Annotated in this window: 18 protein-coding genes; 14 read left to right on the top strand and 4 right to left on the bottom strand. The window is 66.0% G+C overall.

What is annotated here, in order from left to right:
• Window positions 1–72: 72 nt before the first annotated feature.
• Window positions 73–1467 carry an argininosuccinate lyase gene (gene argH / locus BMZ70_RS15555; protein WP_092276025.1) on the bottom strand — a complete coding sequence of 465 codons (1395 nt, stop codon included), beginning with the start codon at window positions 1465–1467 and terminating at the stop codon, window positions 73–75.
• Window positions 1468–1562: 95 nt separating this feature from the next.
• Here argH and BMZ70_RS15550 point away from each other — a divergent pair, with 95 nt between their 5' ends.
• Both BMZ70_RS15550 and BMZ70_RS15545 read left to right on the top strand, forming a co-directional pair.
• On the top strand, window positions 1563–1988 hold the full coding sequence (locus tag BMZ70_RS15550; protein WP_092276022.1) for a GNAT family N-acetyltransferase: 426 nt from the start codon (window positions 1563–1565) through the stop codon (window positions 1986–1988).
• 155 nt (window positions 1989–2143) lie between these two features.
• A complete protein-coding gene (locus tag BMZ70_RS15545) occupies window positions 2144–2608 on the top strand; it encodes a hypothetical protein (protein WP_092276019.1) in 465 nt (154 codons plus the stop codon).
• Window position 2609: 1 nt separating this feature from the next.
• Here BMZ70_RS15545 and BMZ70_RS15540 read toward each other — a convergent pair whose 3' ends face one another.
• Window positions 2610–4007 carry a YfcC family protein gene (locus tag BMZ70_RS15540; RefSeq protein ID WP_092276016.1) on the bottom strand — a complete coding sequence of 466 codons (1398 nt, stop codon included), beginning with the start codon at window positions 4005–4007 and terminating at the stop codon, window positions 2610–2612.
• Window positions 4004–5140 (bottom strand): succinylglutamate desuccinylase/aspartoacylase family protein, encoded by a 1137-nt coding sequence (locus BMZ70_RS15535; protein ID WP_092276013.1) that lies wholly within the window; start codon window positions 5138–5140, stop codon window positions 4004–4006. Before BMZ70_RS15535 ends, BMZ70_RS15540 begins: the two co-directional genes overlap by 4 nt.
• A gap of 170 nt (window positions 5141–5310) precedes the next feature.
• Between BMZ70_RS15535 and BMZ70_RS15530 the strand changes: the two genes are divergently transcribed.
• From BMZ70_RS15530 to BMZ70_RS15475, 12 genes are all read left to right on the top strand, one after another.
• A complete protein-coding gene (locus BMZ70_RS15530) occupies window positions 5311–8040 on the top strand; it encodes a TonB-dependent receptor (protein WP_092276010.1) in 2730 nt (909 codons plus the stop codon).
• 58 nt (window positions 8041–8098) lie between these two features.
• Complete coding sequence (locus tag BMZ70_RS15525; protein WP_092276007.1) at window positions 8099–9430, top strand: cyanophycinase; 1332 nt, start codon at window positions 8099–8101, stop codon at window positions 9428–9430.
• 75 nt (window positions 9431–9505) lie between these two features.
• Complete coding sequence (locus tag BMZ70_RS15520) at window positions 9506–10729, top strand: cyanophycinase (protein ID WP_092276004.1); 1224 nt, start codon at window positions 9506–9508, stop codon at window positions 10727–10729.
• 115 nt (window positions 10730–10844) lie between these two features.
• Complete coding sequence (locus BMZ70_RS15515) at window positions 10845–11273, top strand: DoxX family membrane protein (RefSeq protein ID WP_092276000.1); 429 nt, start codon at window positions 10845–10847, stop codon at window positions 11271–11273.
• 73 nt (window positions 11274–11346) lie between these two features.
• Window positions 11347–11628, top strand: coding sequence for a BufA1 family periplasmic bufferin-type metallophore (locus tag BMZ70_RS15510; RefSeq protein ID WP_092275997.1), 282 nt, complete (start codon window positions 11347–11349; stop codon window positions 11626–11628).
• Window positions 11628–12413 (top strand): alpha/beta fold hydrolase, encoded by a 786-nt coding sequence (locus BMZ70_RS15505; protein ID WP_092275994.1) that lies wholly within the window; start codon window positions 11628–11630, stop codon window positions 12411–12413. Before BMZ70_RS15510 ends, BMZ70_RS15505 begins: the two co-directional genes overlap by 1 nt.
• 17 nt (window positions 12414–12430) lie before the next feature.
• Window positions 12431–12709: a BufA2 family periplasmic bufferin-type metallophore gene (locus BMZ70_RS15500; protein ID WP_092275991.1), complete on the top strand. Its 279-nt coding sequence runs from the start codon at window positions 12431–12433 to the stop codon at window positions 12707–12709.
• 58 nt (window positions 12710–12767) lie between these two features.
• Window positions 12768–13625, top strand: coding sequence for an MNIO family bufferin maturase (locus tag BMZ70_RS15495; protein ID WP_092275988.1), 858 nt, complete (start codon window positions 12768–12770; stop codon window positions 13623–13625).
• Window positions 13622–14404: an HvfC/BufC N-terminal domain-containing protein gene (locus tag BMZ70_RS15490; RefSeq protein WP_092275985.1), complete on the top strand. Its 783-nt coding sequence runs from the start codon at window positions 13622–13624 to the stop codon at window positions 14402–14404. The genes BMZ70_RS15495 and BMZ70_RS15490 overlap by 4 nt, the downstream gene beginning before the upstream one ends.
• A 25-nt stretch (window positions 14405–14429) precedes the next feature.
• The gene (locus BMZ70_RS15485) at window positions 14430–15005 is read left to right on the top strand and encodes an alpha/beta fold hydrolase (protein WP_130300762.1); all 576 of its coding nucleotides are present in this window, start codon (window positions 14430–14432) and stop codon (window positions 15003–15005) included.
• Window positions 15006–15082: 77 nt separating this feature from the next.
• Window positions 15083–16486: an IgA Peptidase M64 gene (locus BMZ70_RS15480; RefSeq protein ID WP_092275983.1), complete on the top strand. Its 1404-nt coding sequence runs from the start codon at window positions 15083–15085 to the stop codon at window positions 16484–16486.
• An 88-nt stretch (window positions 16487–16574) separates the two neighbouring features.
• The gene (locus BMZ70_RS15475) at window positions 16575–17042 is read left to right on the top strand and encodes a hypothetical protein (protein ID WP_092275980.1); all 468 of its coding nucleotides are present in this window, start codon (window positions 16575–16577) and stop codon (window positions 17040–17042) included.
• A gap of 97 nt (window positions 17043–17139) precedes the next feature.
• Here BMZ70_RS15475 and parC read toward each other — a convergent pair whose 3' ends face one another.
• The gene (gene parC, locus BMZ70_RS15470) at window positions 17140–19437 is read right to left on the bottom strand and encodes a DNA topoisomerase IV subunit A (RefSeq protein ID WP_092277888.1); all 2298 of its coding nucleotides are present in this window, start codon (window positions 19435–19437) and stop codon (window positions 17140–17142) included.
• Window positions 19438–19599 lie beyond the last annotated feature (162 nt).

Genomic DNA, 19599 nt, shown 5'->3' with positions numbered 1-19599 from the left:
GGCGGCGGACGGTACTGCGCCAGATCAAACAGCAGGCAGATCGGCGCCGCCGGACGGCGGCGCCGGAGGGGATTACTTCAGCTGGGCGCGCACGCGGGCGATGGCCTGGCGCACCTGGTTCGGCGCGGTGCCGCCGACGTGGTCGCGCGCGGCGACCGAGCCTTCCAGGGTCAGCACGGCAAACACGTCGTCCTCGATCAGGGTCGAGAAGGCGCGCAGTTGCTCCAGCGACATTTCGGCCAGGTCGATCTTCAGATCGTCGCAGGCGCGCACGGCGTGGGCCACGGCTTCGTGGGCGTCGCGGAACGGCAGGCCCTTCTTGACCAGATAGTCGGCGAGGTCGGTGGCGGTGGCATAGCCCTGCAGCGCGGCCGCGCGCATATTGTCCGGCTTGACGGTGATGCCGCCGGCCATGTCGGCAAAGATGCGCAGGGTGTCGACCAGGGTGTCGACGGTGTCGAACAGCGGTTCCTTGTCTTCCTGGTTGTCCTTGTTGTAGGCCAGCGGCTGGCCTTTCATCAGGGTCAGCAGGCCCATCAGGTGGCCAAACACGCGGCCGGTCTTGCCGCGCGCCAGTTCCGGCACGTCCGGGTTTTTCTTTTGCGGCATGATCGACGAGCCGGTGCAGAAGCGGTCGGCGATGTCGATGAAGCCGACGCGCGGGCTCATCCAGATGATCAGCTCTTCCGACATGCGCGACACGTGCATCATGATGAGCGAGGCGGCGGCGGTGAACTCGATCGCGAAGTCGCGGTCGGAGACGGCGTCCAGCGAGTTGTGGCAGACGTCGTCGAAGCCCAGCGTCTTGGCCACGCGCACGCGGTCGATCGGGAAGGTGGTGCCGGCCAGCGCGGCCGCGCCCAGCGGCAGGCGGTTGACGCGCTTGCGGGCGTCGGCCATGCGCTCGGCGTCGCGGCCGAACATTTCAACGTAGGCCAGCATGTGGTGGCCGAAGGTGATCGGCTGCGCCACCTGCATGTGGGTGAAGCCCGGCAGGATGGTGTCGGCGTTCTTTTCGGCCAGGTCGGTCAGGGCGGCGCGCAGGGCGTTCAGCAGTTCCAGCACGTCGTCGATGGCCGAGCGCACGTACAGGCGGATGTCGGTGGCCACCTGGTCGTTGCGCGAACGGCCGGTGTGCAGGCGCTTGCCGGCGTCGCCGACCAGCTCGGTCAGGCGCTTTTCGATGTTCAGGTGGACGTCTTCCAGGTCGAGCAGCCATTCAAAGCTGCCGGCCTCGATTTCGGCGCTGATTTGCGCCATGCCGCGCTCGATCTCGGCGCGGTCTTGGGCGCTGATGATGCCTTGGGCGGCCAGCATTTCGGCGTGCGCCAGCGAGCCCTGGATGTCGGCCTTGGCCAGGCGCTTGTCGAAGAATACCGAGGCGGTGTAGCGTTTAACGAGGTCGGAAACGGGTTCGCTGAAGCGGGCGGACCAGGCTTCGGCCTTTTTGGAGAATTGTGAAGTCATAGTCAAAAGTAGGAAGTGCGCGTAGGATCAACAGCGATTATAAACCGCAAGCTGCACTAAAATACGTCAACCTTGTCTATTTGATCACGGAAAACATGGCGACTTTGCACATCAGCACCGATAAAACGGCACTCGACGTGCCATTGATTCATCAGTTTCTGAGCGAGCACTCGACCTGGGCGATCGGCATTCCGCTGGCGGTGGTGGAGCGGGCCATCGATAATTCCCTGTGTTTCGGCGCTTATCTGGAGGGCAAGCAGGTGGCGTTTGCGCGCGTCACCACCGATTGCGCCACCTTTGCCTATCTGGCCGATGTGTTCGTGGTGGAGCAGTGGCGCGGGCAGGGCATCGGCAAGGCGCTGGTGGAGGTGGTGCTGGAGCATCCCGACCTGCAGGGCCTGCGCCGCTTCATGCTGGCCACCAGCGACGCCCACGAACTCTACGCCCGCTACGGCTTCACCCCGCCGTCGCGCCCGGCCACCCTGATGGAGCGCTACCTGCCCAATATCTACGCCAACTGATGCCGGGTATATACACACGGTTGCTCTTCCCCACTCATTGCCTCGTTTTGTCTCGTTTTGCCTCGCCATATGCCTCGTTTTTTTGCCGAACCGCTGAACCTTCATAGGGAGCGCGCGGTCTAACATAGAAAGGACGAGGCATCGGAGAAGGCAAAATGAGACAAAACGAGGCAGTCACTGTGGAAGTAAGCCACAAGGTATATACCGCCCTGTGCGACGAGCTGTGGAAGCAGCGCGACCCGCGCAGTCCAGGCGATATTGCCATGATCGCCATCAAGGCGTGGCTGGCGCGCAATAGCGGCCGGCCGGTCGAGCGTGGCTACCAGTGGAAAAACCTGTTCCTGCCGCACGGCACGCGCCTGCGGATCAACCACGGCTACACCAGCCACTACGCCCAAGTGGAAGGCGACTTGCTGATCGCTGACGGAAACATCGTCACGCCGCGCGGCTGGGCCAACGAAGTATGCGGCTGCGTGCGCAATGCCTGGCGCGACATCTGGATACAGCGCGACCACAACCAGGGCTGGATGCGCGCCAGCGACTGGCGCACCGGCGAAGCGGCCAACCCGCGCCGTGACGCCATTGAACGCCGCCGGCACGGGCGCCGGCAGCTCGATTGAATTACTGCCAGTTCATCAGGCAAGGCGGCACCAGCAGGGCCAGCGCCAGCACCGCGTAAATCAGCTGCAGCGGAATCATCCACTTGGCCCAGGTGATCCACGGGATGCGCGCCAGTGCCAGCACGCCGACGGTGATGCCGGAGGTCGGGATCATCGGCGTGGTGAACTCGCCGAACTGGAACGCCAGGATCGCGGTCTGGCGCGTCACGCCCACCAGGTCGGCCAGCGGCGCCATGATCGGCATGGTCAGCGCGGCCTGCCCGCTGCCCGAGTGGATGAAGAAATTGATCACGGTCTGGATGCCAAACATCTTCCACGCCGCGAACACCGGATGCGCCGACTGCACCAGCGGCATCAGCGCATGCAGCATGGTGTCGATGATGTGGGCGTCGCGCGCCAGCACCAGCGTGCCGCGCGCCAGCGCGATCACCAGCGCGGTGCCGACCAGGTCGCGCGCACCCTGCATGAAGCCTTCCACGATCTGGGTCGAATCGAGCTTGCCGACCAGGCCGATCACGATCGCCATCGACAGGAACAGCGCCGCGATTTCATCGATATACCAGTCGTAGTGCACCACGCCGCCCACCATCACCACCAGCGAGCCGGCGAAGATCGCCAGCACCAGCTTGTGGCGCGCCATCATGCCGTGGAACTCGCCGATGCCGCCGGCCGGCAGTTCCTTGCGTTTCTCGAGATCGAGCGCATAGGTCGGGCTCAAGGTCGGATCGCGCTTGACGCGCGCCGCGTACCACATCATGAACACGATGGTGACGGTGGTCGCCAGCACCCACACGATCAGGCGATAGCCCCAGCCGGAAAACACCGGCACGCCGGCGATGCCCTGCGCGATGCCGACGTTGAACGGATTCAGGAACGCCGCCGAGAAGCCCACCTGCGAGCCCAAAAACGGAATCGACACGCCGACCACCGTGTCATAGCCCAGCGCCAGCGCCAGCGGCACAAAGATCAAAATAAACGGAATCGCCTCCTCGTTCATGCCGAAGGTCGCGCCGCCGATCGAGAACAGGGTGATGAACACCGGGATCAGCGCCTTCTGGATGAACCTCGAACTGGCATGCGCCTTCGCCAGCGACTTGATCATCGAGTCGATCGCCTCGGTCTTCTGCAGCACCGCAAACGCGCCGCCGACGATCAGCACGAAGCCGATGATCTGCGCCGCCTCGACGAAGCCCTTGATCGGCGCCTTCATCAGCGCCACCAGTCCTTGCGGATTGCTGTCGATGTAGTGGAAGCTGTCCGGATTAATCAGCTGCTTGCCATTGACCAGATGCGTGTCGTACTTGCCGCCGGGGACCAGCCACGTGGCCGCCGCGATCAGCGCCAGAATGATGAACAGCAGGACAAAGGTATGGGGGAGTTTGAGTTTCTTCTTCATCATGCGCTCAGCAGGTCGCCCTCACGATAAGCCTTGGCGCCGGCCACCTTGCCGACGTTCATGCCACGAATCACATGGCGGTGCGCGCTGCGCGCAAAGAACACGCCGTCCACCGCCGCGCGCAACACCGTGGTCGCGCCGCTGACCGGATCGATCAGATCGGCCACGGCATCGCCGGCCGCCACGCGCGCACCGAGCTCGCGCGTGTAGACCAGTATCCCGGCATGCGGCGCATACAGCGGCTCCACGCCTTCCAGCGGTGTCGCCGCGCACAGCGGCGCCGGCACCGCCGCCGTAGCCGCCGCCTGCGCCGCCGCGTCGCCCAGCACCCCGTTCAGCGTCAGGAATTGCAGCAGGCCGGCCGCGTCCTTGCGCGCCAGCTCGTAGCTGACTTCCTGCTCGCCGCGCAGCTCCACCGTGGTCGACAGGCAGGCCGGCGGAATCGGGAACTGGTGCCCGAAGTGTTGGTCGAGATCCCACCACAGCCGGCTGCAGGCCTCGTCGAACGGCTCGCCGCCGGCCTCGTAGGCCAGCAGCGTGGCGTGTGAGCCGAGAATCGCCGACAGCGGCGCGATGGCTTCGGCCAGCGGCGTGCCGGCGTAGATGTGCAGCACCGCCTCGTTATCGCAATGCAGGTCAAGCACGATGTCGGCGTCGATGGCCAGCGTCATCAGGGTTTTCTTGAGCGTTTCGGCGTCGGTGGCCGGGGTCCAGGCGGCGATCGAGGCGCGCGCGTGTGCGCGGATCAGCGCCACATTGGCTGCCGCATCCTGCCCCAGCTTGCCCGCCAGCGACTGCTTCAAGTCGTTGGCCACGTGCTTGTAGGCGCGGTTGAAATTGACGCCGGTGGTCAGGTCGAAGCGCCCGAAGGCGGCGCCGTGGATGGCCTGCGCCAGCCCGATCGGATTGGCGGCCGGCACCAGGATGATTTCGCCGTGGATCTGGCCGGCCGCTTCCAGCGCCGCCAGTTCGGTGCGCAGGAATTGCGCCACCAGCATGCCCGGCACCTCGTCGGCGTGCAGCGAGCCCTGGATATACACCTTCTTGCCGCTGCCCGGCGTGCCGAAGTGGAAACTGGTGAGCGCGTACGCGGCCGGCGCGAGGGCGCTGGAAATGGGATGGGTGATTGCTTGCATGGCGTGCCCTGCGGAGTCGTGAGGATGATAAAGCATTGAGTATGTAGCACTATTTTCACAAAGTAAATCGCGCACCGGCCAAAGGCGGCGCGTTGCCTTGAGTTTTTGGCTACATGTGCGTACAGTTAGTTTAAATGAATTATTTACATATCGATCAACAGGGAGAGAATATGCGGAACACCATGATGACGCGCGCCGTGCGGCTGGCGCTGGGCGTGGGCGCAGTGAGCGGCCTGATCGGCAATGCGGTGGCGCAGGAGGCGCCGGCGCCGGCCGCCGCGCCGCTGCCACGGGTGGAAATCACCGGCTCGGCCATCAAGCGCATCGAATCGGAAACCGCACTGCCGGTGCAGGTGATCACGCGCGACGAGATCGACAAGGTCGGCGTCACCACCGCCAGCGAAATCCTGGCGCGGCTGTCGGCCAACGTCGGCGGCCTGACCGACAGCGTCTCGATCACCGACGGCAAGGACCAGCGCGGCTTCAACAGCGCCAACCTGCGCGGCATCGGCACCTCGTCCACCCTGGTGCTGCTGAACGGCCGCCGCATGGCCAACTTCGCCTCGCCCGGCGACGACACCGGCGTCGACCTCAACAACATTCCGGCGGCCGCCATCGCCCGCGTCGAAGTGCTGCTGGACGGCGCCTCGGCGCTGTACGGCACCGACGCCATCGGCGGCGTGATCAACTTCATCACGCGCAAGGACTTCCAGGGCGTGGAGCTGAACGCCTACGGCCTGAAGACCAAGGAAGGCGGCGCCGGCAAGCGCACCGCCACCATTACCGCCGGCCACGGCGACCTGGTCAAGGACGGCTTCAATATCTTTGCGGTGGCCGACTTCCAGCGCACCGACGCGCTGTCGACCTCGCAGCGCAGCTTCATCGACGACCTGCACATCACCGAGCGCCTGCCGCACCTGCTGTCGGGCTTTACCTCGCCGGCCAATATCCGCATCAGCACCGACCAGCGCGAATACCTGAACGATCATGGCTTCCTGCTCAACGGCAAACCGCTGGCCAGCAACACCTTCAATCTGTCCATTCCGACCTGCAACGGCCCGGCCAATGTCTACCTGCCTACCGGCACCGGCGGCATCAATGGCTGCACCTACAACTACATGGGCGACACCGAGCTGTACCCGAAAGCCGAGAAGGCCAACTTCCTGAGCCGCGGGGTGCTGCAGCTGAACCCGGAAAACCAGCTGTATGCCGAGGTGGCGCTGAGCCGCAGCAAGACCTGGTACGTGGCCTCGAGCACCCGCATCAACGGCGCCACCATCGACGCCAGCATGGTGCCGGCGCTGGCCAAATACGACCTCGGCTCGGACGACGCGGTCGGCGACAGCGAGCTGCTGCTGCGCATGCGCGTGAGCGAGGCCGGCCGCCGCACTTCGGAGCTGACCAGCGAAAGCCAGCGCTACGTGCTCGGCTGGACCGGCAGCCACAACGGCTGGGACTACGACGTCGGCTTCAACCACAGCGTCAACGTGGTGCGCGACCGCGACACCCACGGCTACGTGCTCAAGGACAAGCTGATCGAGGGCATCGCCTCCGGCCTGATCAACCCGTTCGGTCCGTCGAGCCAGGCCGGCCGCGACCTGCTGGACAGCATCCAGGTCAACGACGAGGTGCGCCACGCGCGCGGCACGATGGACTCGCTCGACTTCAAGCTCTCGCACGCGCTCGGCGCGCTGGCCGGCGGCGACGCCGCGCTGGCCGTCGGCGGCGAGCTGCGCCGCGAGAAGACCACCTACACCCCGTCGGCGCTGCTGATGAGCGGCAACATCAACAACGACGAGTGGTCCGACGGCGACGGCGCCACCAGCTATGCGCGCAACATCAAGGCGGTGTACGGCGAACTGCTGCTGCCGCTCACCAAGCAGTTCGAGGCCCAGCTGTCGGCGCGTTACGACCACTACCAGGTGGTCGGCGGCGCCGCCAGCCCGAAAATCGGCCTCAGCTACATGGCCGCGCCGACCATCCTGCTGCGCGCCTCGGCCGGGCGCGGCTTCCGGGCGCCGTCCATGACCGACCTGTACCGCCCGACCCAGGAAAGCGGCACCGCCACGCTGCCCGACCCGGTCTACTGCGCCACGGTCGACTACGACTACGCCTCCTGCGCCGACAACTGGACCACCCACCGCCACGCCAACCCCAACCTCAAGCCCGAGCGCAGCCGCCAGTTCTCGGCCGGCCTGGTGCTGCAGCCGAGCAAGCAGGTGATGCTGTCGCTCGACTACTGGAACATCAAGCGCACCGACCTGATCGCCGAGATCGGCGACGACGTGCTGCTGGCCAACACCACCAAGTACGCCGACCTGATCCACCGCGACGAGGACCAGTACATCGAGTACATCGACCTGTACAAGGAAAACCGCGGCGCCCAGAAGGCGGCCGGGCTCGACCTGACCATCGACTACAAGGGCGTCAAGACCTTCCTCGGCAATTTCGGCGGCCGCCTGTCGGGCACCTATGTGCTGGACTCCAAGCTGCAGAACGAGAACGACGGCCCCTTCGTCAGCAACCTGGGCCGCTACGTCACCGACGGCGTGGTGCAGCGCTGGCGCCACAGCATCACGCTGGACTGGGACTACGGCCCCTACGCCGCCACCCTGGCCAACACCTTCCTGAGCGGCTATGAAGACCAGAACTCGGCCATCAACCTCGACGACGGCAGCGTGGTGGCGCGCAACCGCGTGAAATCGTACTCGCTGTGGGACCTGAGCGCGTCGTGGCAGGTGAGCAAGCCGCTCAAGCTGCGCGCCGGCATCCAGAACCTGTTCGACACCGCGCCGCCGTTTTCCAACCAGGCCTACCACTTCATCTCCGGCTACGACCCGACCTATGCCGACGTCCGCGGCCGCCGCTTCTACGCCAGTGTAAATTACGCATTCAAGTAATGCGTTTTTAAGCAATTGCTTGGTATCATCTAGCACTGGACGGGATCGGAAGGGGAACATGAAAGTAACGGGTTTGACGCTGCCACAGCTGTGCATGCGCTGGTGCATGCTGTGGCTGCTGGTGTGGGGGGGCGCCGCGCACGCGGCCGCCACCACCACCACGCCGGTGGCCGTGCCCAAGGTGCAGGTGCCGGGCAAGAGCAGCAAGCCGGCCAAGGCGGTGCCGCCGCCCAAGCCGGTGCTGGCGCCGCCGGCAGGCAACCTGGTCATCATCGGCGGCGGCCTGCGCACCGAGAATGCCGAGGTGTGGCAGCGCATCGTCCAGCTGGCCGGCGGCAAGGGCGCGCGCATCGGCGTGTTCGGCTCGGCCTCGATCAACCCGGAAGCGGCCGCCCAGGCCACCGTCAACAAGCTCAATCAGTACGGCGCCCAGGCGTTTGCCATCCCGCTCGGCGTGACCTGGCCCAATAGCGACTACCGCAAGGCGGCCGAAGACCCGGAAACCGTGGCCATGATCCACTCGGCCACCGGGATTTACTTCACCGGCGGCGACCAGGCGCGCATCTCGCGCGCGCTGGTGCGCCCGGACGGCAGCCACACGGCGGCGCTGGACGCGGTGTGGGACGTGTACCGCGACGGCGGCGTGATCGCCGGCTCCAGCGCCGGCGCCGCCATCATGAGCACCACCATGTTCTACGACGCCAAGTCGACGCTGGACATGCTCAAGCAGGGCGTCAACGACGGCCACGAGATTTCGGCCGGCCTCGGCTTCATCGGCGACGACGTGTTTGTCGACCAGCACCTGCTGGTGCGCGGCCGCTTCGCGCGCATGATCCCGGTGATGCTGAAGAAGGGCTACCAAATGGGCCTGGGCATCGATGAAAACACCGCGATGGTGGTGAACGCCAAGCGCGAGGTGGAAATCATCGGCTACAGCGGCGCGCTGCTGCTGGACTTGTCGGCGGCGGTGACCGACCGCGGCATCAAGGGCTTCAATATTTCGAATGCGACCATCAGCTATCTCGATCGCGGCGACAAGTTCAACCTGGTCACGCGCGAATTCACGCCGTCGCCGGACAAGGCCGACAACAAGCTCGACCCGAACCAGCCCGACACCCGCGAGCCGGTCTACACCAACGACATTTTGGGCAACAACGCGGTGCTCGATTTGATGGTCAACCTGATCGACAACGCCCAGCAGGAAGCCATCGGCATCGCCTTCGGCAACCCGCGCGACTTCAACCCGGAACTGGGTTTCGAGTTCCGTTTTTCCAAGACCATCAACAGCGTCGGCTACAGCTCGACCGAGGTGGAGGCCTACTCGGTGCTCAAGCTGCGCATGGACATCCGGCCGATCCAGCTGGCGCAGCCGCTGTACCGCTACCGCTAGCGCGCATTCAGGTATATTAATGGGACGGCGCCCGCGCTCACCGGCGGGCCCCGTCCCATTTTCTTTGGAGCGTGTATGCGCATGGCGATCAAATTCCTGTTCCACGCCGCCCTGATGCTGGCCATGCCGCTGGGCGCGATGGCCGGCGACGTGCCCGCTGCGGCCAAGGGCTCGCTGGTCATCATCGGCGGCGGCCTCAAGCCCGACAACGACGCCGTCTGGCAGCGCATCGTCGCGCTGGCCGGCGGCCCGGGCGCGCGCATCGCGGTGTTTGCCTCGGCCGCCGCCGACCCGGCGCCGGTGGCGCAAGCCATCGTCGACTACCTCAAGCGCTACGGCGCCGACGCCTTCCAGATCCCATTGGCCGTCAAGCTGGCCGACAGCGACTACCGCCAGGCCGCCGAGGACCCGCTGCTGGCCGACGCCGTGCGCGGCGCCGGCGGCGTGTTCTTCTCCGGCGGCGACCAGGCCCGCATCACGCAAGCGCTGGTGCGCGAGGACGGCACGCGCAGCGCGGTGCTGGATGCGGTGTGGGACGTCTACCGGCGCGGCGGCGTGGTGGCCGGCAACAGCGCCGGCGCGGCCGTCATGAGCAGCACCATGTTCTACGCGCCCAAGACCGTGTTTGCCACCCTGCGCGGCGGCGTCACCGAAGGGCAGGAGATCGCGCCCGGCCTCGGCTTCATCGGCGACGACGTGTTCGTCGACCAGCACTTCCTGGTGCGCGGCCGCTTCGCGCGCATGATCCCGGCCATGCTCAAGAAAGGCTACAAGTACGGCCTCGGCATCGACGAAAACACCGCGATGGTGGTGGACCCGAATCGCCGGGTGGAAATCGTCGGCAGCAAGGGCGCGCTGCTGGTCGACCTGACGCGCGCCACCACCGACGCCGCCCGCGCCGGCTTCAACGTCTCCAACGCGGTGATCAGCTATCTCGATCGCGGCGATCTGTACGACCTGGCCACGCACACCTTCACGCCGTCCTCGGCCAAGGCCGGCGGCAAACTGACGGCGCGGCGCGACCTGGTGGCCGACCCGGTGTTCTCGCCCGACATCCTCGGGCGCGGCGCGCTGGTGGAGCTGATGGAGAACTTGATGAACAACCGCCGCAGCGAAGCGATCGGCATCGCCACCAGCGGCCGCAACACGCCGCTGCCGGAGCTGGGCTTCCAGTTCACGCTCAGCAAAACGCGCGACAGCGTCGGCTACGCTTCGGCCGCGCCGCACAGCTACTCCATCCTGCGCATGCGGCTCGACATCCGGCCACTCGACATCGGCCAGTCGCTCACCACCCAATAAGAAATAATTAATTCGCGCCCGATTCAATCAAATGCGATTGACTTCGGCGGCGACCGTGTTTTATTATTCGTCTCGTCCGATGAAAACGGATGCGATTAATAACCCGGAGCCACCCATGCACCAACTCACCGCGCCGCTGCGCGCCCGCCTGCCGGCCCTGCTGCCACCCGCCCTGCAACTGCTGCTGGCGCGGGTCGGCATCGCCGCCGTGTTCTTCCTGTCCGGCCGCACCAAGGTGCAAGGCCTGCTGACCATCAAGCCGTTCACCTACGAATTGTTCCGCAGCGAGTACGCGCTGCCGCTGATCCCGCCCGAGATCGCCGCGCCGGCCGCCGCCTACGCCGAGCACCTGTTCCCGCTGCTGCTGGTGCTGGGCCTGTGCACCCGCCTGTCCGCGCTGGCGCTGCTGGGCATGACGGCGGTGATTGAAATCTTGGTCTATCCCGCCGCCTGGCCGACCCACTTGCTGTGGACTGCCGTGCTGCTGCCGCTGATCGCCCAGGGCGGCGGCGCCTGGTCGCTCGACCGCGTCCTGTTTAAGTAGTTTGTCGCATGCGATGTTATCGAGTGCGCTTTTCATCCCATCACTCCCACCACCTGAACTGAAAGGAAACACCATGACCATCATCCCCCGCACCTCGCTGGCCGCCGCGCTGGCCCTGAGCCTGACCGCACTGGGCGCCAGCGCCGCCGACGCGCCCAAGCCGGCCACCGAAAAATGCTACGGCGTGAGCAAGGCCGGCCACAACGACTGCGCCGCCGGCGCCGGCACCAGCTGCGCCGGCACCGCCACCGTCGACTACCAGGGCGACGCCTGGACCCTGGTCGAGAAGGGCACCTGCACCAAGATCAAGACGCCGAAGGGCTACGGCTCGCTGACGCCGAAGGAGAAGAAATAATGCGCACCGTGCTCGCCTTGAAGGCGGCCGCGATAGGCGCCACGCTGCTGGTGGCCGGCGTCGGCCTGATGCCGGCGCAAGCTGCCGCCGCCGCCCCGGCCACGGACGGCGCCAAAAACATCGTCATCGTCCCCGGCTCCTTTGTCGACGGTTCCGGCTGGCGCGTGGTGTTCGACATCCTGTACCACGCCGGCTACCACGTCAGCATCGCCAACCAGCCGCACACCAGCTTTGACGACGACGTTGCCGCCGCCCGCGAAATCCTCGACCAGCAGGTCGGCCCGGTGATCCTGGTCGGCCACAGCTCGGGCGGCGCCATCATCTCGGCCGCCGGCGCGCGCGACAAGGTGAAGGCCTTGGTCTACGTCTCCGCGCTGCTGCCCGATGTCGGCGAAAGCCTGGCGCAGGTACTGGGCTCGATGCCGTCGCCGAGCGATTCGGTGATCGCCACCCAGGACGGCCACCTGTTCTTCGACCGCGCCAAATTCCACGCCGACTTCGGCGCCGACGTGGCCGAGAACCGCACCAACTTCCTGGCCGCCTCGCAAGTGCCGGCCACCACCGCCACGTTCAGCACCCAGGTCTGGTCGGCCGCATGGCGCAGCAAGCCTAGCTACGCCATCGTCTCGACCGAGGACCGCGCGCTCAGCCCTGATCTGCAACGCTGGATGTACCAGCGCGCCGGCGCCAAGGTCACCGAGATCAAGGCCAGCCACCTGGTCTACATCTCGCAGCCCGAGAAAGTCGCCGACGTTATTTTGACCGCCGCGCATAACGCGCAATAACCTGAAGGAGTAACACCATGAACAGCAATTCCCGCCTCAGCCTCGCCGCCGCTTCCGCCTTGCTGGCACTGGCCGCCCTGGGCAACGCCCACGCCGCCGAGCAAACCCAGAAACAGGAACCGTCCAAGGAACCGCTGGGCCGCTGCTACGGCATCAACACCTGCAAGGGCACCAGCCTGTGCGCCACCGCCAAGAACGATTGCAAGGGCCTCAATACCTGCAAGGGCGAGGGCGTGCTGGTACGCACCAAGAGCGCCTGCCTGGCCGCCGGCGGCACCCTGACCGAACCGAAGTAACCCACGCGGCCCGGCCATTGCTTGCGCCGGGCCTCTACCAACAACCAGCGAGCCAGCGATGCATATCACTCCCTTTTCAGGCTATGGACTGGGCCTGCGCAAAGAGCACTACCGCGATTTCCTTGAACACCGGGTGGCAGTGGATTTTGTCGAGGTCATTTCCGAGAACTTCATGGTGGACGGCGGCCAGCCGCGCCACATCCTGCGCCAGATCCGCGAGCGCCACCCGGTGGTGCTGCACGGCGTGTCGATGTCGATCGGCTCGGCCGACAGCTTGCGCGCCGATTACCTCAAGCGCCTGAAGGCGCTGGTCGACCAGATCGAGCCGCTGTTCGTGTCCGACCATCTGAGCTGGTCGCGCCTGGGCGGCTTTAATTCGCACGACCTGCTGCCGCTGCCGTACACCGAGGAAGCGCTGGCGCTGGTGTGCGCCAACATCCATCAGGCGCAAGAGGTATTGGGCCGCGCCATGCTGTTCGAGAATCCATCGAGCTACCTGGCCTTCGATGGCGCCGACATGAGCGAGTGGGAATTCCTGCGCGAGATGAGCCGGCGCACCGGCTGCGGCTTGCTGCTGGACGTGAATAACGTCTACGTCAGCGCGACCAATCACGGCTTCAACGCCGCCGATTTCCTCGACGGCATACCGTACGAAGCGGTGCGCCAGGTGCACCTGGCCGGCCATAGCCAGGGCGCCGACCTGCTGATCGATACCCACGACAGCCCGGTGTGCGAGGCGGTATGGCAGCTGTACGCGCAAGTGATGGCGCGCACCGGCCCGGTCGCTACCATGATCGAGCGCGATGACCATATTCCGCCACTGGACGACTTGCTGTTCGAATTGTCGATCGCGCGCCAGCTGGGCGCCTTGCATGCCCTGGATCGTACGCTGGTCGCGCAGCGGGAGGCCGCATGATGCTGGCCGACTTGCAGCGCGATTTCCAGCAATGGCTGACGGCGGCCACGCCCGATATCGCCGCACGCGCCGTTAGCTCGGCTGGCGCGGCGGACGCGGAGGCCGGCCATGCGCGCATCATGGCCGGCCTGGCGGTCTACCAGAACAACTACCGCGCGCAGTTGGTGGGCTGTCTGAAGGCGTGCTATCCCAAGCTGCACGCGTGGCTGGGCGACGAGCTGTTCCTGGCGGCGGCGATTACGCACATCGATGCGCACCCGCCGCACGCGTGGACGCTGGACGCATATGCCGACGGTTTTGCGGACACACTGGCCGCGCTGCACCCGCACAATCCCGACGTGCAGGAAGTGGCGTGGATCGAGCACGCGCTGGGCGCGGCCTTCGTGGCCGCCGACGCCGCGCCGCTGGCGCTGGAAGCGTTGGCGCAGGTCGATTGGGAAACGGCGCGGCTGCGATTGACGCCGTCGCTGCGCAGCGCGCCGGCGCTCACCAACGCGGAGCAGGTGTGGTCGGCGCTGTGGGATGAGCGCGCGCCGCCGGAAAGCGAAATGCTGACGGAGCAGGGCGGCTTGCTGGTCTGGCGGCGCGGCTACACCACGTACCTGAAGCAGGTCGATGCACTGGAATACGAGGCGCTGTTGCAGTTGCAGGCCGACGGCAGCTTCGCCGCGCTATGCGACTGGCTGGCCGCGCGCTGCGGCGAAGCGGACGGCGTGGCGAAAGCCGGCGAGCTGCTGGCCGGCTGGCTGGCAGCGGAACTGATTATCTCGGCGGCGTGACCGCCATCTGCGAAAGGACATCACCATGACCAACACGATCCATCACCGCCGACGCTTCCTGCGAGGCGCGGCCATCGCCGCCGCCATCGTAGGCGCCCCGCTGATCGCGAGCGCAGAGCCGCTGCTGCCGTTGCCGGTGCAGCAGGTGCAAACCGACACGCTGGACATCGGCTATCACGAAGCCGGTCCTGCCGACGGCCATCCCATCATCCTGCTGCACGGCGCTTCCGGCGACATCCTGCGCTACGCCGAAGTCGCGCCTGTCCTGGCACGCCAAGGCTACCGCGTGCTGGTGCCTTACCTGCGTGGCCACGGCAGCACGCGCCTGCTCGACGCAGTCTCCGATGCTGGCACCGACGCCAGCGCACCGCGCGCCTATCAGCAAGCGGTTCTCGGCCAGGACCTGCTGGACTTCATGGACGCGCTGCACATCCCCGAGGCGGTGCTGGCCGGCTTCGACCTGGGCGGCCGCGCGGCTGCCGCCGTGGCTGCGCGCAAGCCGACCCGCGTGGTCGGACTGGTACTGGCCGACGGCATGAGCATCAGCGGCCTGGCCGACGCCGTCGCCGCGTCGGCCCGCAACGGCAAGTGGCGCACCTAGCCAAGCGGCGCACTCGCGGCGGCACCGCCACCGGATTACAATGGCGGTCACGTTTTCAACTGACCGCCAGGACTCCCATGATCCGCTACCTCACCTCCTTGCTGGCGCTGTGCGCCTCGGCCTCCGCGCTGGCCGCGCAGCCGGCCACCATGCGCCTCGACTACCTCCACAGCGGCAACGCCAAAGAGGAGCACTACGCCGTCGAGCGGGTAGTGGTCGAGCCGCTGCCGTGGCCCGGCAGCATGGCGCAGACCATCGACACCACCAATCGCGGCAACAACCTGGTGGAAGTAACGGACGCCAAAACCGGCAAGCTGCTGTACTCGCGCGGCTTCTCCACCGTGTTCGCCGAATGGCGCAGCACCGAGGAAGCGGCCCACGCCAATCGCGGCTTCCAGGAATCGGTGCGCTTCCCGCGTCCCGAGCAGCCGGTCAAGGTGCGCATCCTCAAGCGCGACGACGGCAACCGCTTCGTGCCGGTATGGAGCGCCGACGTCGATCCGAACGCGATGGATGTGATCCGCAAGCAGCCGCCGGCGCCGGTCAAGCCGATCGCCATCCGCGTCAGCGGCCGCTCCGAGGACAAGGTCGACCTGCTGATCGTCGGCGACGGCTACACCAGGCGCGATATGAAGAAGTTCGAAGCCACCGCACGCCGCCTGGCCGACCACCTGTTCGCCACTTCGCCGTTCAAGGAGCGCGCCAAGGATTTCAACGTCTGGGCCATCGCGCTGCCGACCAGCGAATCGGGCGTGTCGCGGCCGTCGACCGGCGTCCACAAGGAGTCGCCGCTGGGCACCCGCTATGACATCTTCGGCAGCGAGCGTTATGTGCTGACCACCGACAACCGCGCCTTGCGCGAGCTGGCGCAGTACGCGCCGTATGAGTTCATCGAGATCTTGGTGAACAACGAGACCTACGGCGGCGGCGGCATCTTCGGCCAGTTCAGCACGGCGGCGGCCGACAACGACTGGGCCAACTACCTGTTCGTGCACGAATTCGGCCACCACTTTGCCGGCCTCGCCGACGAGTACTACACCTCGCCGGTGGCCTACGCCACCGGCGGCGAGCGCCGCGAACCGTGGGAGCCCAACGCCACCGCGCTGCAGGACCCGGCCAATATCAAGTGGAAGAAATTCGTGAAGGAGGGCACGCCGCTGCCGACGCCGTGGCCGAAAGCGACCTACGAGACGGCGTCGCGCGCCTATCAACAGGAACGCGCCGCGCTGCGCGCCAACAACCGCCCCGAGTCCGAGATGAGCGCCTTGTTCACGCGCGACCTCAAACAAAGCACGGCCTTGTTCTCGGCCGACCCGCACCGCCACACGGTGGGCGCGTTCGAGGGCGCCAACTACGAAGCCACCGGCTACTATCGCCCTGAAATGCAGTGCATCATGTTCGACCGCAGCGAGCAATTCTGCTCGGTGTGCGCCGATGCGATCAGCGCCATCATCGATTTGTACGCGGCGCCAAAACGGTGATTTAGTACGCTAGCGTACAGTCGGTGTGTCGTTGGAGGAATAAGCTGTGTCTCACTTACTCAAACAACACACCGAAAGGGATCACATCATGAACAAAATCATTGCAACCCTGATCGCAGGCCTGTTCGCCACCGCCGCTTTTGCCCAAACCTCGGACGTCGCCAAAGCGCAAGCTGAGGCCAACAAAGACGTGGCCAAGGCCGAACAGAAGGAACTGAAGGCCGACGCCAAGGCCGACAAGAAGGCCAACAAGGCCATCGCCAAGGCCGACAAGGTGCACGAGGAACAGCAAGCCAAGGTCGCGGTGGAAGCTGCCAAGGCTAACGAGAAGGTCGCCAAGGCCGATCCTGAAGACAAGGCCAAGGCCGCCGCCAAGGGCGACAAGGCTATCGCCAAGGCCGAGGAAAAGGCCGAGAAGAAAACCGTGAAGGCTGACGCCAAAGCCATCAAAGCGGCGGTTGACGCCACCGAAGACAAAGCGCTGGCCGCCAACAAAACCGCCGCCGTCAAGGCCAAGACCGACGCCGAAGTGAAAGAAGCCGCCGCCAAGCACTAAGCACCGTCATTCCGGCGCAGGCCGGAATCCATAGAACACATGCTTTGTGTTGACGCACGCGTTCTATGGGTCCCGGCCTTCGCCGGGACGACGCGGGTTAGACGATCGGCACCAGGCCGGTCGGCTTGATCTTGGTCGCCAGTTCCTTGCCCTTGCGCGCGCGCTTGCCGAAGTGGACCGCCAGCGCCGACGCCGACAGTTTCTCTTCCTGGGCCTTGCCGCCACGCCCCGTGCCGAACACGGTCACGCCTTTCTGGCTGATCGGCTTGGCCGCCAGCAGGGTTTCCTTGTCGGCCAGCTCCATCAGGATCACGCCACGGCCGCCGTTGGTCAGCACCTTCATTTCGTCCATGCCGAACACCAGCACCCGCGCGCCCGACGACAGCACCGCCACTGCGCTGGCGCTGTCCGGAATCACGGTCGGCGGCAGCGGCACGTCGCCGTCGTCGAGCGTGATGAACGACTTGCCGCCCTTGATGCGGCTGACCATGTCGCCAGCCTTGGTCTCGAAGCCGAAACCGGCGCTGGTGGCCAGCAGCAGGCGGGTGGCGGCGGCGCCGGCAAAGTAATGCAGCACGCGCGCGCCCGGCGCCAGGTCGATCAGGGTGGTGACCGGCACGCCGTCGCCACGCGCGTTCGGCAGCGCCGCTACCGGCACCGAGTAGACTTTGCCGTTGCTGCCAAAGGCCAGCAGGTTGTCGACCGTGCGGCATTCAAACGCGCCGTAGATCGCGTCGCCGGCCTTGAAGGTGAACTGGGTGGCGTCGTGGCCGATGCCGGTGCGGGCGCGGATCCAGCCTTTCTCCGAGATGATCACGGTGACCGGTTCGTCCACCACCTTCTGCTCGACCACGGCTTTTTGCGCTTCTTCGATCAGGGTGCGGCGGGCATCGCCGTAGGTCTTGGCGTCGTTCTCGATTTCCTTGATGATGGCGCGCTTCATCGACGATGGGTTGTCCAGCAGGTCCTGCAGCATCTGGCGCTCCTTGCGCAGCTCGGCCAGTTCCTGTTCGATCTTGATCGCTTCCAGGCGCGCCAGCTGGCGCAGGCGGATCTCGAGGATGTCTTCGGCCTGGATTTCCGACAGCTTGAAGCGCTCGATCAGCGCCGCCTTCGGCTCGTCCGAATTGCGGATGATGTGGATCACTTCATCGATATTCAGCAGGATGGTCTGGCGCCCTTCCAGGATGTGGATGCGGGCGTCGACCTTGCCCAGCTTGAACTGCGTGCGGCGCGTGACGGTGGCGAAGCGGAAGGTGATCCACTCGCTCAGGATGTCGCTCAATCCCTTTTGCCGCGGCCGGCCGTCGCCGCCGATCATCACCAGGTTGATCGAGGCCGACGATTCAAGCGAGGTGTGCGCCAGCATCATCAGCATGAATTCGGTCTGGTCCTGGTTCTTCGATTTCGGCTCGAACACCAGGCGCACCGGCGCCGCGCGGCCCGATTCGTCGCGTATCGTATCCAGCGAATTCAGGATCAGCGATTTCAGCGCCAGCTGTTCCGGCGACAGGGCTTTCTTGCCCAGCTTGATCTTCGGATTGGTCAGCTCTTCGATTTCTTCCAGCACCTTCTGCGACGAGGTGCCCGGCGGCAGTTCGGTGACCACCGCCTGCCACTGGCCGCGCGCCAGTTCTTCGATCTTCCAGCGCGCGCGCACCTTCATCGAGCCACGGCCGGTGGCGTACATGTCGGCGATCTGCGACGGCGGCGTGATGATCTGGCCGCCGCCCGGGAAGTCCGGGCCCGGCACCAGCGCCATCAGCTCGGCGTGCGAGATTTTCGGATTGCGGATCATGGCCACGGCGGCCTGCGCCACCTCGCCCAGGTTGTGCGACGGGATTTCGGTGGCCAGGCCGACCGCGATGCCGGAGGCGCCGTTCAAGAGCACCATCGGCAGGCGCGCCGGCAGCAGGCACGGTTCTTCGGTCGAGCCGTCGTAGTTGGCCTGGAAGTCGACCGTGCCGAGGTTGATTTCGTCCAGCAGCACCTTGGCGATCGGCGTCAGGCGCGCCTCGGTGTAGCGCATCGCCGCCGCGCCGTCGCCGTCGCGCGAGCCGAAGTTGCCCTGGCCGTCGATCAGCGGGTAGCGCAGCGAGAAGTCCTGCGCCATGCGCACCATCGCGTCGTACACCGACTGGTCGCCGTGCGGGTGCAGCTTGCCGAGCACGTCGCCGACCACGGTGGCCGACTTGCGCGGCTTGGCGGTGCTGTTCAGGCCCATTTCGTTCATCGCGTACAGGATGCGGCGCTGCACCGGCTTCTGGCCGTCGCAGACGTCGGGCAGGGCGCGGCCCTTGACCACCGAGATGGCGTAGTCGAGGTAGGCGCGTTCGGCGAAGGTGGACAGGGTCAGCGAGTCGCCGCCGTCATCGCCGCCGCCGTTGCCGAACATGCCGCCGCCGTCGTCGCCGCCACCGCTGCCGCCATTGCCGTCGTCGCCACCGCCGGCATCGGCCGCTGCATCGGTGGCCTCGGTTTCCGCCGCAACGTCCGTCAGGGCTTCCGCCGCCTGCGCTTCGATGGCCGCCACTTGCGGCGCCTGGACTGGCTCCGG

The sequence above is a fragment of the Duganella sp. CF402 genome, assembly GCF_900109645.1.
Taxonomy (GTDB): Bacteria; Pseudomonadota; Gammaproteobacteria; order Burkholderiales; family Burkholderiaceae_D; genus Rugamonas.
This window is presented reverse-complemented; position numbering and strand designations above follow the sequence as displayed.

Coding starts and splice junctions, on each gene's coding strand:
- BMZ70_RS15525 (WP_092276007.1), top strand. CDS start 8,099: ATGAAAGTAACGGGTTTGACGCTGCCACAGCTGTGCATGCGCTGGTGC.
- BMZ70_RS15510 (WP_092275997.1), top strand. CDS start 11,347: ATGACCATCATCCCCCGCACCTCGCTGGCCGCCGCGCTGGCCCTGAGC.
- BMZ70_RS15540 (WP_092276016.1), bottom strand. CDS start 4,007: ATGATGAAGAAGAAACTCAAACTCCCCCATACCTTTGTCCTGCTGTTC.
- BMZ70_RS15490 (WP_092275985.1), top strand. CDS start 13,622: ATGATGCTGGCCGACTTGCAGCGCGATTTCCAGCAATGGCTGACGGCG.
- parC (WP_092277888.1), bottom strand. CDS start 19,437: ATGTTCGGCAACGGCGGCGGCGATGACGGCGGCGACTCGCTGACCCTG.
- BMZ70_RS15495 (WP_092275988.1), top strand. CDS start 12,768: ATGCATATCACTCCCTTTTCAGGCTATGGACTGGGCCTGCGCAAAGAG.
- BMZ70_RS15545 (WP_092276019.1), top strand. CDS start 2,144: ATGAGACAAAACGAGGCAGTCACTGTGGAAGTAAGCCACAAGGTATAT.
- BMZ70_RS15520 (WP_092276004.1), top strand. CDS start 9,506: ATGCGCATGGCGATCAAATTCCTGTTCCACGCCGCCCTGATGCTGGCC.
- argH (WP_092276025.1), bottom strand. CDS start 1,467: ATGACTTCACAATTCTCCAAAAAGGCCGAAGCCTGGTCCGCCCGCTTC.
- BMZ70_RS15535 (WP_092276013.1), bottom strand. CDS start 5,140: ATGCAAGCAATCACCCATCCCATTTCCAGCGCCCTCGCGCCGGCCGCG.
- BMZ70_RS15500 (WP_092275991.1), top strand. CDS start 12,431: ATGAACAGCAATTCCCGCCTCAGCCTCGCCGCCGCTTCCGCCTTGCTG.
- BMZ70_RS15480 (WP_092275983.1), top strand. CDS start 15,083: ATGATCCGCTACCTCACCTCCTTGCTGGCGCTGTGCGCCTCGGCCTCC.
- BMZ70_RS15550 (WP_092276022.1), top strand. CDS start 1,563: ATGGCGACTTTGCACATCAGCACCGATAAAACGGCACTCGACGTGCCA.
- BMZ70_RS15485 (WP_130300762.1), top strand. CDS start 14,430: ATGACCAACACGATCCATCACCGCCGACGCTTCCTGCGAGGCGCGGCC.
- BMZ70_RS15530 (WP_092276010.1), top strand. CDS start 5,311: ATGCGGAACACCATGATGACGCGCGCCGTGCGGCTGGCGCTGGGCGTG.
- BMZ70_RS15475 (WP_092275980.1), top strand. CDS start 16,575: ATGAACAAAATCATTGCAACCCTGATCGCAGGCCTGTTCGCCACCGCC.
- BMZ70_RS15515 (WP_092276000.1), top strand. CDS start 10,845: ATGCACCAACTCACCGCGCCGCTGCGCGCCCGCCTGCCGGCCCTGCTG.
- BMZ70_RS15505 (WP_092275994.1), top strand. CDS start 11,628: ATGCGCACCGTGCTCGCCTTGAAGGCGGCCGCGATAGGCGCCACGCTG.